Raw genomic sequence first — 12653 nt, forward strand, 5'->3', positions numbered from 1 at the left:
ACAGCGGCCGCGTCCTGCGCCTGATGGCGAGACTTCAGCGTTTCCGTCAGCCGTTGCCGCCACTGCTCCGCCTCAGGTTGGAACGTCACGTCAGCATCCACTCGGTCTAGCAGGCGTTCCGCCCCCAGTTCCGCAAGACGATTGTCAAAGTCTTTACCGGCTTTGCAGAAGAACTCGTACGAGGAGTCCCCGAGGCCAAAGACCGCAAAGGCAGTGCCGTTCAAGGTCGGCGCTTTTTTGGAGAACAGGTACTTATACAATGCCACGGCTTCTTCCGGCGGTTCACCTTCGCCTTGCGTCGATGCCACAACGACCAGCAGTTTCTCCTGAGCAATTTGCTTGAATTTGTAATCGCCCGCGTTAACGAGCGTGACCGGCAGTCCGGCCGCCAGCAGATCGTCCCGCGTCTGTTCAGCGACCCGACGCGCATTCCCCGTCTGAGACGCCGAGATCAGCGTGATCGCCGAAGGAGCGGCGGCGGGTGCGCTGGCTGTCGCCATCGCGCCGGTAGAAACGCCCGCGGGCTGCTGAGAAATCCCCCAGAAATAACCGGATAACCAGGCAAGCTGGGTGGGTGAGAAATCACCGGTTGCCGCCTGCAGGCGCGCAAGTTGCTCCGCGCTCAGAGGGAGTAGCGAAGTCGGAGAAACCGGATTAGTCATTGTGATACGTTTTCCTTGTTCAGGTCGCTGGCGCCAATGCCGATTTGGTGCGGTACATAGTTGAATGGGTTATTAAGGTAGCGACCCCCATCTTAACAATTAAAGAAATGATGGAAATATCAAATAACCAAAATGACTAAAGGGTTTTTTATATACGCTTTACCACAAAAAGTGATATAGGCGGAAAAACAAAATAAGGTATTGATTTATAAAAACAAAAAACAAACAATCACGCCGAAAACCAAATGATAAAAATTACTATTTACGCTTCTTTGCGGCGGAAAATAGCGCAAAGGCGCACTTTCCGGTAGTATGCGTCGGTTTTTTCAGGTCATATGAGATTCACCGTCATGCCAACCATGCTGTTTAAAGATTTTCAGTTTGAAGCCGCTCATCGGCTTCCCCATGTTCCAGACGGACACAAATGTGGCCGGCTGCATGGCCACTCATTTATGGTTCGACTGGAAATTACCGGCGAAGTCGATGCCTATACCGGCTGGGTGATGGATTTTGCCGAACTGAAAGCCATCTCTCGTCCGATCTGGGAGCAGTTAGATCACCACTATCTGAATGAAATTCCTGGGTTGGAAAACCCGACCAGTGAAATTCTGGCTCAGTGGATTTGGCAGAGATTGAAACCGATACTGCCGCTGCTGACTGCCGTCCGGGTCAAAGAAACCTGTACCGCGGGCTGCGTGTATCGGGGAGAGGAATAATCGCCGCCTGACCAGCACGGACGCACCGGTCAGGTCGTCGTCAGGCTATGTTCAGGTACTTGTGGGTCTGCATGGATAAACGCCAGTTGCGCGCTATGCAGGTAGCAATGCACAACCGAGTCGCTTCTTCTTTCTGGCTGATAGGCTGTAACGCAATGACCCGCGCCTTATCATCATCCAACCGGTTCAACAGCGTATCCAACGTTTCGATATCACGCTCCCGCGCCACCGGATGTTTAATCTCATCCGCCCGCTGCAACGCCTGATCGATAACCACCATTCCGCCGCGCATATTCACCTTTGGCGATACCGTGACCCAGCAGTGGGTTGAGCAGCGGATTTCATGCGTCCCGCTGGTTTCGATTTGTGTACTGAAACCTAGCGCTTCCAGTCGCTGAGTCAGCGTCGTCAGATCATGAATGCAGGGCTCGCCGCCGGTAATCACCACATGCCGAGCGGTATAGCCCAGCTGCGTCATATGGCCAACGATATCCTCCACGCTGGCCGAGCCCCAGGCATCGCTCTCCGTCGTTTTATCGACGATCTGCTTTAGCGGAATTTCCCGCTCCGGGCGCTTCTCCCAGGTATGTTTGGTATCACACCAGCTGCACCCCACCGGGCATCCCTGTAAACGGATAAACACCGCGGGAACGCCAGTAAAATAGCCCTCTCCCTGTAAGGTCTGGAACATTTCGTTAATCGGGTACTGCATGTTTTTCCACTGTAGCGGTTGCGTAAAAGATCATTATCGCAGATCGCCGATGAGTCGCCAAACAACCGTCGTCATGAGCCGGAGAGGTTTCGATTGAGTCATTGCCCACGTCCGGTTAATAATCGCCATTTAGTGCTAGGCTTTACCCAGTAAAAAACCGAAAACGACAAGGAACGAAAAACATGAGTTCGCTGAAATCTCTGACGTTATGTTTAATGACGCTGTTCGCCGTTCCCGCGATGGTGAACGCCCAGGCCGTCCCACAGGTGAAAACCCAGCCGGGCTACTACCGACTGATGTTGGGCCAATTTGAAGTGACCGCGCTTTCGGATGGCACATTTACGATGCCGATGGGAACGCTGCTGACTCGCACTCCGGCGGAGATCATCAAACAAAAGCTGGCGGATGATGCGCTGGACGCCTCTGCCGTCGAAACCTCCATCAATACCTTCTTGATTAATACCGGCAAAAATCTGGTTCTGATCGATACCGGTAATGGCGTAAAAGCGGGCGCGCCGGTGGGCCGTCTTCTGGGTAATTTGAAAGCCGCCGGTTACCGACCGGATCAGGTGGATACCGTGATCCTGACCCACCTGCACAGCGATCATATCGGCGGCCTGCTGACCAACGGCAAACCGACCTTCCCCAATGCCGCAGTCTACATCAGCAAAGCAGACAGAGATTACTGGCTGAGTGAAGCGAACCTGCAAAAAGCGCCAGCCGACAGTAAAGCGGGTTTCCAGCTGGCTCAGAATACGTTCCAGGTCATCAATGCCGCGAAGAAAATGAAAGTGTATAGCGGCAACGATAGGATCGTGCCGGGGATCACCGCCCTGCCGCTGGCCGGACATACGCCGGGACACTCAGGACTGTGGGTAGATAGCGATGGCGCCAAGCTGCTGGTATGGGGCGATATCATTCACGCCGCCTCCGTTCAGTTCCCGTTGCCGGCAACCACGATCAGCTTCGACTCTGATATGGATACCGCAGCGAAAAATCGCGCTTCCATTCTGGCCGATGCCGCGGATAAAGGTTACTGGGTCGCGGGCGCGCACATCAGCTTCCCCGGACTGGGCCACGTCAAAGTGCTGAAAGACAGTGATGGCAAGCCGAACGGCTATCGCTGGGTTCCGGCCAACTACAGCCTGTCAGGGCTGGCAGCGCAGTAATACGACGTCACGGCAGGGAGTATGCCCTCCCTGCCATATCAACCTCGCCCTCTTCCTCTTCCCCCCTTCAATTCCGTGCCTTTACTCGAAGCTGACGTCATGACGATAGCGGAAGGCTATCGCGTTGAGAAAAGCTAAAGAGGAAGTCTCTGTTCTGGGGGGGAAGATCGGCGGAAGCATGACGTGTCCAAGAGGGCTTCTGACACAGGCAAAAAAAATCCGGAGGCGCATGACACGCTTCCGGATTTATTTTCAATCCACCGGAGTCTGAACGCTATTCAGCGCCAGACTCCTGAGAAGAAAAAGGGGCGATTAAGCCTGGCCTTTCACTTCTTTCAGACCGTTGAACGGCGCTTTAGCACCCAGCGCTTCTTCGATACGAATCAGCTGGTTGTACTTAGCAACACGGTCAGAACGGCTCATGGAACCGGTTTTGATCTGGCCAGCAGCAGTACCTACAGCCAGGTCAGCGATGGTCGCATCTTCAGTTTCGCCAGAACGGTGAGAGATAACGGCAGTGTAGCCAGCGTCTTTCGCCATCTTGATTGCAGCCAGAGTTTCGGTCAGAGAACCGATCTGGTTGAATTTGATCAGGATGGAGTTAGCGATGCCTTTGTCGATACCTTCTTTCAGGATCTTGGTGTTGGTCACGAACAGGTCGTCGCCCACCAGCTGGATTTTGTCGCCCAGGACTTTAGTCTGGTATGCGAAACCGTCCCAGTCAGATTCGTTCAGGCCATCTTCGATGGACACGATCGGATACTGTTTGGTCAGCTCTTCCAGGTAGTGAGTGAATTCCTGAGAAGTGAAGGTTTTGCCTTCGCCTTTCAGTTCGTAGTTACCCGTTTCGTTGTTGTAGAACTCGGAAGCGGCACAGTCCATAGCCAGAGTCACGTCTTTACCCAGAACGTAACCTGCTTTTTCTACGGCTTCTTTGATGGCAGCCAGCGCAGCAGCGTTGGATTCCAGGTTCGGTGCATAACCACCTTCGTCGCCGACTGCAGTGTTCATACCTTTGGCTTTCAGAACTTTAGCCAGGTTGTGGAACACTTCAGAACCCATGCGGATGGCTTCTTTAACGGTTTTCGCGCCAACAGGCTGAATCATGAATTCCTGGATGTCGACGTTGTTGTCAGCGTGCTCACCACCATTGATGATGTTCATCATCGGCAGCGGCATGGAGTACTGACCCGGAGTGCCGTTCAGTTCAGCGATGTGTGCGTACAGCGGCAGGCCTTTAGAAGCGGCAGCAGCTTTAGCAGAAGCCAGAGAAACGGCCAGGATAGCGTTCGCGCCGAATTTGGATTTGTTTTCAGTACCGTCCAGATCGATCATGATCTGGTCAACGTTAGCCTGGTCTTTAGCATCTTTACCCAGAACAGCCTGTGCGATCGGGCCGTTAACAGCAGCAACAGCTTTGGTTACGCCTTTACCCAGGAAACGAGATTTGTCGCCATCACGCAGTTCCAGCGCTTCGCGGGAACCCGTAGAAGCACCTGACGGTGCAGCAGCCAGACCTACGAAACCACCTTCCAGGTGAACTTCAGCCTCAACGGTCGGATTTCCGCGTGAGTCGATGATTTCACGGCCAATGACTTTAACAATTTTGGACATTAGATTTTCCTCAGTACAAGTTAAACTAAAACCTCAGACGAACAACGCGCGACCTTGGGACGCGCGTTGCTGACAAAACCCTATTTTTCCTGACGTTTCTGGTACGCTCCCGCGGCTTTTACAAAGCCAGCGAACAGCGGATGTCCATCACGCGGTGTAGACGTAAATTCCGGATGGAACTGGCACGCCACAAACCAAGGATGATCAGGGATTTCAACAATCTCTACCAGTCGGCGGTCGGCGGAATACCCAGCAACACGTAATCCCGCCGCTTCAATCTGTTTCAACAACATGTTGTTGACTTCATAACGATGACGATGACGCTCAATGATCGTCGGTTCGCCATACAGGCTACGTACCAGGCTACCTTCGGTCAGATGGCATTCCTGCCCGCCGACGCGCATTGTACCGCCGAGATCGCTCTCTTCGCTACGCACTTCCAGGTTGCCTTCGGCATCGCGCCATTCGGTGATCAGCGCCACGACCGGGTATTTACATTCAGGAACAAACTCGGTGGAGTTCGCGCCTTCCATACCCACGACGTTACGGGAAAACTCCATCAGTGCGACCTGCATGCCCAGACAGATACCCAGATACGGGATCTTGTTCTCACGAGCATATCGCGCAGCCATGATCTTGCCTTCCACGCCGCGGTAACCGAAACCACCCGGCACCAGAATAGCGTCTAAATCTTTCAGTACTTCGACGCCGCGGCTTTCTACATCCTGCGAGTCGATGAACTTGATATTCACGGTCAGACGATTTTTCAAACCGCCGTGTTTCAGCGCTTCAACAACGGACTTATAGGCATCCGGCAGTTCTACGTACTTGCCGATCATACCGATAGTCACTTCGCCGCCCGGGTTGGCTTCTTCGTAAACGACCTGCTCCCATTCTGACAGGTTCGCTTCCGGGCAGTCCAAGCTGAATCGTTTACAAATATAATCGTCCAGACCCTGCGATTTCAATAGCGACGGAATTTTATAAATAGAATCAATGTCTTTAAGCGATATCACCGCTTTTTCCGGCACATTGCAGAATAATGCAATTTTCGCGCGTTCGTTCGCGGGAACCGTGCGATCGGAACGGCAAATCAGCACATCCGGCTGAATACCAATGGACAGCAGTTCCTTCACAGAATGCTGCGTCGGCTTGGTTTTCACTTCGCCTGCGGCCGCCAGATAAGGCACCAGCGTCAGATGCATAAACAGGGTATGTTCACGGCCGACTTCCACCGCCATCTGACGAATCGCTTCAAGGAACGGCAGGGATTCAATATCGCCCACCGTACCGCCGATTTCGACCAGCACGACATCGTGGCCTTCGCCGCCTTCGATGATGCGCTCTTTGATCGCGTTGGTGATATGAGGAATAACCTGAATGGTCGCACCCAGATAATCACCACGGCGCTCTTTGCGCAGGACGTCAGAATAGATCCGTCCGGTGGTGAAGTTATTGCGGCGCGTCATTTTAGTGCGAATAAAACGCTCATAGTGGCCCAGGTCGAGATCGGTTTCGGCGCCATCTTCGGTGACGAACACTTCACCGTGCTGCGTAGGGCTCATTGTCCCCGGATCCACATTGATATACGGGTCCAGTTTCATGATGGTCACGTTGAGGCCGCGGGCTTCGAGAATAGCCGCCAGAGAGGCTGCGGCAATGCCTTTACCCAGAGAGGATACGACCCCGCCGGTCACAAAAATATAATTAGTTGTCATGCTGAACCTGAGAGTTTAGGTTTAAGGATGATGGAAGACCAAGACGGGAAAGTAGTATACCCGAACCTGATGGGCGCCACAAATGTTCGTTTTGCCAAATGTCGGATAGACATCCTGTCCGTGACCGCCGCTACCTTACGGAATAGCGGCGAAACATCTTCCTGAAAAATCATACTGATAAATCAAAATATGTGAATTATCAGCCATTTCAGGCCTAAAATCCCTTAATGCCCTTTTTCTTCACGTTTTACCTGCTGCCAGGCGGCCTCCATTTCCTCCAGACTGGCTTCGGAAAGTGTTTTCCCTTTTTCGCTAATGATTTGCTCTACCTGACGAAAACGGCGGCAGAATTTACGATTTGCGTCCTGCAGCGTGATTTCCGCTTTATGGCCCAAATGTCGCGATAGATTGACGGCGGCGAAGAACATATCGCCCAGCTCTTCACCCAGGCGATCCTGATCCACCACCGCCTGTTTCGCCTCGTACATGACCTCATCGATCTCTTCGTACAGCTTGTCGACGACCGGGCCCAGCGTCTTCCAGTCAAACCCGACCGCCGAGCAACGTTGCTGAATTTTTTGCGCCTGCATCAGCGCAGGCAACGCTTCCGGAATGTCGTCGACCTGGGAATGAAGCGCCTTTTCAGCTCTCTCTTCGGACTTGGTCTGCTCCCAATTTTTCAGGGCATCATCCGCGGTCGGCGCATCGGCTCCGGCAAAGATATGCGGATGACGTCGCTCCAGCTTGTCGCTGATGGCGTCGCAAACGTCGGAGAAGTCGAAAAGCCCCTGCTCCTGCGCCATCTGGGCGTAAAACACCACCTGAAACAGCAGATCGCCCAGCTCGCTGCGCAGATCGTCGAAATCCTTACGGCGGATGGCGTCCAGCACTTCGTAGGTTTCTTCCAGCGTATAGGGAACAATCGAATCGAAGGTTTGCTTGCGATCCCACGGGCAGCCGCTCTGCGGATCGCGCAGCTGCGTCATGACATTGAGCAGTCGGGAGATGGATGAGGACATAACGTTTCCTGGTTAAGGCGAAATGGGCGGGCAACGGGCCCGCCCAGATTATCGGACTGCAACTCAGTTACCCTGCTGACGACGCGCGTCAATGACATCAGGGAGCTGATTCAGCTTGGCCAAAACCCGGCCCAGCACCTGCAGGTTGTAGATTTCGATTTCCATATCGATCGTCGCGAGCTGCTGTTTGACATCGCTGCGGCTGGAGACGCCAAGCACGTTGACCTTCTCGTTGGCGAGAATCGTCGTGATGTCGCGCAGCAAGCCGCTGCGGTCGTTGGCGGTAACACGCACCACCAGCGAATATCCACTGGAGTAACTTTCCCCCCAGACCGCATCCACCACGCGCTCCGGCGCATGACCACGCAGCTCGTCCAGCTGTTCGCAGTCGGCCCGATGGATAGAGATCCCGCGTCCTTTTGTGATGAAGCCGACGATATCGTCGCCCGGGATCGGCTGGCAGCAGCGAGCGATGTGATGCATCAGGTTGCCGACGCCTTCCACCACGACACGCCCATTGTCTTTGCTGGCACGCGTCGGCGCAGGCGTCTTCTGGGTCAGCTGGCGCAGCGCTTCGCGATCCTGCTCTTCCGCGCTCGGCTGATTAACCTTGGACTGCAGGAAATTGACGACCTGATTCAGGCGTATGTCGCCGCCGCCGATCCCGGCCAGAAACTCGTCCATCGAATTGATGTTGTAACGCGGGAGCAGCAGTTTCTCCGCCATTTTCTGGCTCAGACCCAGATTCTCCAGCTCGTTATCGAGGATCTGTTTGCCCGCCAGGATATTTTTATCGCGATCCTGTTTACGGAACCAGTTGTGGATCTTGGAACGCCCGCGGCTGGTGGTGACATAGCCCAGATTCGGATTCAGCCAGTCCCGGCTGGGGTTTGGCTGTTTCTGGGTGATGACTTCTATCTGATCGCCCATCTGCAGCTGATAGGTGAACGGTACGATGCGGCCGCCCACCTTGGCGCCGATGCAGCGATGCCCGATATCACTGTGAATGTGATATGCGAAGTCCAGCGGCGTCGAACCGGTCGGCAGATCGATGACATCGCCTTTCGGCGTAAACACATAGACGCGATCGTCGAAGACCTGACTGCGCACTTCGTCCAGCATTTCGTCCGAATCCGCCATCTCTTCCTGCCAGGCCAGCAGCTTACGCAGCCAGGCGATCCGCCCCTCGTATCCCGAGCGGCTGGTGGTCGATGCGCCTTCTTTATACTTCCAGTGCGCGGCGACGCCCAGCTCGGAGTTCTCATGCATGTCGCGGGTACGGATCTGGATCTCAAGCGTTTTACCGCGCGGCCCCAGCACCACCGTATGTATGGACTGATAACCGTTGGGTTTCGGGTTCGCCACGTAGTCGTCGAACTCATCCGGCAGATGACGATAGTGGGTATGGACGATCCCCAACGCGGCGTAGCAGTCTTGCAGACGCTCAACCACGATCCGCACGGCGCGGACGTCGAACAGTTCGTCGAACGACAGGGCTTTTTTCTGCATCTTGCGCCAGATGCTATAGATGTGTTTCGGGCGGCCGTAGACATCGGCTTTCAGCCCGTCTTTTTCCATCGCCTGACGCAGGCTGGTCACGAAGTCGTCGATATACTGTTCGCGATCGATACGCCGCTCATGCAGCAGGCTGGCGATGCGTTTGTACTCTTCGGGATGCAGATAGCGGAAGCAGAAATCTTCCAGCTCCCACTTCAATTGACCGATGCCCAGCCGGTTCGCCAACGGCGCATAGATGTTGGTGCACTCTTTCGCCGCCAACACCCGTTCTTCTTCCGGGGCATCCTTCACTTCGCGCAGATGGGCAATGCGTTCCGCCAGCTTGATGACGACGCAGCGGAAATCTTCCACCATCGCCAGCAGCATCCGCCGGATGTTATCCACCTGCTCCGAGGCGACGGAGTCGTGTTGCGTCGCCTTAAGCTGGCGGATCGCATCCATATCTCTGACGCCGTGCACCAGATTGGCAATATTCTGGCCGAACGCTTCTTTCAGCGTCTCTTCTTTGACGACATCCGCATTCACCAGCGGGAACAGCATGGCCGCCCGCAGGCTATCGTTATCCATACTCAGGGTGGAGAGGATCTCCACCATTTCGATGCCGCGCCACAACAACAGCAGCGCATCCGGATGATCTTTCGTCTGCTGTTCACAATAGCGCCAGGTTTCTTTCAGGCGCTCGCATGACTGCTGGTTAGCGATCCCCAAAGACGCGATCCACACATCGGGTTCGAATTCGCCTTCGGTATTTAAATGAGCACTTCTTACCGCAACCATAAATTCTCCCTTTCTTTACCGACCACCGGCGCCGGGCAGAAACAACGCCATGGATTCAAGATGCCCGGTGTGTGGAAACATATCCAGCATCGCTATCCGCGCCAGATGATAGCCGGCCGCCAATAGCACTTTGCTGTCTCGCGCCAGCGTGGTCGGGTTACAGGATATGTAGACCACGCGTTCAGGCGCCAGTTTCACGATGTGAGACATCACGCCCGGCGCGCCGGCGCGGGCCGGATCGAGCACGATTTTGTTGAACCCCTGCGATGCCCACGGCTGCCGGGTGACGTCCTCTTCCAGGTTATGATGAAAGAATACGGCGTTAGATAAACCGTTGCGTCGGGCATTTTCCTGTCCCTTGGCCACCAACGCCGGCACGCCTTCCACGCCGACGACTTCGGCGGCCCGCCGGGCCAGCGGCAGCGTAAAATTGCCCATACCGCAAAACAGGTCAAGCACGCGGTCCTGCGGCTGTACGTCCAGCCAGGACAACGTCTGGCTGACCATTTGCCGATTGATGACGTCGTTCACCTGAATGAAGTCCCGCGGACTGAACGCCAGGGAAAGGTCGTCAATTCGGTATGACGGCATGTCGCCGTGCAGACACTCCAGCGTGTCTGTCTCACCGGCGAGAAACAGCGCTATCGACCGCTCGCTTGCCAGCGTCAGCAGCGCCTGACGGTCTGCGTCGCTGAGCGGGTCGAGGTGACGCAGAATCACCAGCGGCCCTTCGTCAGCGAGCACCAGCTCGACATGGCCGAGGCGCCTTTTGGCCTGAAGACCGCTAAGGCACTCGCGCAGCGGCGTCAGCAGCGCTTCCAGCTCCGAACACAGTATCGGACAGTGACGCACATCCACCAGATCGTGCGAAGCCGCCTGACGATACCCCATCTGCAATCGCTGTGATTTAGCCTGAAAGTATAACCCAAGCCGGGCGCGGCGTCGGTAGGCATAGGCCGGGCCGCTAATCACGTCCGGGGAGGGGATGGTCACCCCAGTTTCCCTCGCCATCAGCCGCATCAACGCGCTGGCTTTACTGCGCTCCTGCAGCGCCTGACTGGCATGCTGCTGCTGACAGCCTCCGCAGACGTTGTAATGCGGGCAGCGGGGATCGACCCGTTCTTCGCTTTTGCTCAGCAGCTGTTTCAGGCTCGCCCGGGAAAACTGTTTCTTATCCTCGGTCACCTGGACTTCGGCCTGTTCCCCCGGCAACGCGCCGGCGATGAAGATCGTTTTCCCCTGATGACGCGCCACGCCTTGACCGAAAGGGTCGAGGTCGTTGACCGACACGGTGATGCGTTGACGGGTCGTCACACGCCGTTTTGGGGAGTAGAATTGCGCCATATAAGTGTGATGTCATGTATTAACGGATTAATCAGCCTCAATTCTCCCACATTGGACCCCCATGACCAAATACAGTCTGCGTGCACGAATGATGATTCTGATTCTGGCGCCCACGCTGCTGGTGGGACTCCTGCTCAGCGGCTTCTTCATTATTCACCGTTATAATCAGTTGCAGGATCAGCTGACGGAAGCCGGCAGCAGCATTATTGAACCTCTGGCGATTAACAGCGCCTTCGTAATCGCCCAGCATCAACCGGAAACGCTGCGCCAGCTGGTACACCGACTGCATCGCCGCCACGCCGATGTGGTTCGCGCCATCAGCGTTTTCGATACGCACCATCATCCCCTGGTGAGCACCTACTCCCGCGATATCAACAATATTCTCGCGCTGCCCGAAGGATCGCCGGTACCGGATGCGCTGCAGATTTTCGAACGTGACAATCATCTCATCATGCGTATGCCGCTGCTGACAGAGGAAGAACTGGCGCCCGCGCTTCCCAACAATACGGGCCGCTTCGCGCCGGTGGGCTATGTCGCCATCGCGCTGAATCTGGACAACATCGAACTGCAGCAGTACCGGGAAATTGGTCTCGCGACCCTGCTGTTGCTGATGAGTCTCGGATGCGCGCTGCTTTTCGCCTATCGCCTGATGCGGGACGTCACCACGCCCATCGGCAATATGGTGGATACCGTCGACCGCATCCGCCGGGGCCAGCTGGACAGCCGGGTGGAAGGCAAAATGCTCGGCGAGCTGCATATGCTGAAAAACGGCATCAACTCGATGGCGATGTCGCTGACCGCCTACCATGAAGAGATGCAGCAGAATATCGATCAGGCCACCTACGACCTGAGAGAAACGCTGGAACAGATGGAAATCCAGAACGTCGAGCTGGATTTGGCCAAGAAGCGCGCTCAGGAAGCCGCCCGCATCAAGTCCGAGTTTCTCGCCAATATGTCGCATGAGCTGCGCACGCCGCTCAACGGCGTGATCGGCTTCACCCGACAAACGCTGAAAACCCAGCTGACGCCCACGCAGCAAGACTACCTGCACACCATTGAACGCTCGGCCAACAATCTGCTGAACATCATCAACGACGTTCTGGACTTCTCCAAACTGGAAGCGGGCAAGCTGGTGCTTGAGCACATCCCTTTTTCTCTGCACAACACGCTGGATGAGATGGTGATTCTGCTGGCGCATACCGCGCACGAGAAAGGGCTGGAGCTGACGCTGAACATTCAGCGCGATGTGCCGGAGCAGTTTATCGGCGATCCGTTGCGCATCCAGCAAATCGTCACCAACCTGCTGGGTAACGCGATTAAATTTACGGAGCGCGGCAACATTGATATCCGCGTGGAAAAACGTTCCCAGTTGCATCAGCAGGCGCAGCTGGAAATCCAGATCAA

Annotated in this window: 10 protein-coding genes; 3 read left to right on the forward strand and 7 right to left on the reverse strand. The window is 55.3% G+C overall.

Annotation, left to right across the window (positions count from 1 at the left end; all coding sequences use genetic code 11):
• On the reverse strand, positions 1–662 hold a 662-nt coding region (locus Q7O77_RS08010; RefSeq protein ID WP_304165506.1), incomplete at its 3' end, for a flavodoxin domain-containing protein.
• A 350-nt stretch (positions 663–1012) separates the two neighbouring features.
• Between Q7O77_RS08010 and queD the strand changes: the two genes are divergently transcribed.
• Positions 1013–1378, forward strand: a complete 366-nt coding sequence (gene queD, locus Q7O77_RS08015; RefSeq protein ID WP_085653748.1) for a 6-carboxytetrahydropterin synthase QueD — start codon at positions 1013–1015, stop codon at positions 1376–1378.
• Positions 1379–1418: 40 nt separating this feature from the next.
• Here the strand turns inward: queD and queE are convergent, their stop codons facing one another.
• A complete protein-coding gene (queE, locus tag Q7O77_RS08020) occupies positions 1419–2090 on the reverse strand; it encodes a 7-carboxy-7-deazaguanine synthase QueE (RefSeq protein WP_304165509.1) in 672 nt (223 codons plus the stop codon).
• A gap of 182 nt (positions 2091–2272) precedes the next feature.
• Between queE and Q7O77_RS08025 the strand changes: the two genes are divergently transcribed.
• Positions 2273–3259, forward strand: a complete 987-nt coding sequence (locus Q7O77_RS08025) for an MBL fold metallo-hydrolase (RefSeq protein ID WP_304165512.1) — start codon at positions 2273–2275, stop codon at positions 3257–3259.
• A gap of 312 nt (positions 3260–3571) precedes the next feature.
• Here Q7O77_RS08025 and eno read toward each other — a convergent pair whose 3' ends face one another.
• The 5 genes from eno to rlmD form a co-directional block, all read right to left on the reverse strand.
• Positions 3572–4873: a phosphopyruvate hydratase gene (eno, locus tag Q7O77_RS08030; RefSeq protein ID WP_085653751.1), complete on the reverse strand. Its 1302-nt coding sequence runs from the start codon at positions 4871–4873 to the stop codon at positions 3572–3574.
• Positions 4874–4953: 80 nt separating this feature from the next.
• Complete coding sequence (gene pyrG, locus Q7O77_RS08035; RefSeq protein WP_304165515.1) at positions 4954–6591, reverse strand: glutamine hydrolyzing CTP synthase; 1638 nt, start codon at positions 6589–6591, stop codon at positions 4954–4956.
• Positions 6592–6815: 224 nt separating this feature from the next.
• On the reverse strand, positions 6816–7610 hold the full coding sequence (gene mazG / locus Q7O77_RS08040) for a nucleoside triphosphate pyrophosphohydrolase (RefSeq protein ID WP_304165518.1): 795 nt from the start codon (positions 7608–7610) through the stop codon (positions 6816–6818).
• 63 nt (positions 7611–7673) lie between these two features.
• Entirely contained in the window at positions 7674–9905 is a 2232-nt protein-coding gene (gene relA, locus Q7O77_RS08045; RefSeq protein ID WP_304165521.1) for a GTP diphosphokinase, read from the reverse strand.
• Positions 9906–9920: 15 nt separating this feature from the next.
• Positions 9921–11249 carry a 23S rRNA (uracil(1939)-C(5))-methyltransferase RlmD gene (rlmD, locus tag Q7O77_RS08050; RefSeq protein WP_304165523.1) on the reverse strand — a complete coding sequence of 443 codons (1329 nt, stop codon included), beginning with the start codon at positions 11247–11249 and terminating at the stop codon, positions 9921–9923.
• Positions 11250–11310: 61 nt separating this feature from the next.
• Between rlmD and Q7O77_RS08055 the strand changes: the two genes are divergently transcribed.
• Positions 11311–12653 (forward strand): histidine kinase dimerization/phospho-acceptor domain-containing protein (locus Q7O77_RS08055; protein ID WP_304165524.1); only part of this gene is annotated, 1343 nt, incomplete at its 3' end.

The organism is Lonsdalea britannica (genome assembly GCF_946477055.1).
In the GTDB taxonomy this organism is placed as follows: Bacteria; Pseudomonadota; Gammaproteobacteria; order Enterobacterales; family Enterobacteriaceae; genus Lonsdalea; species Lonsdalea britannica_A.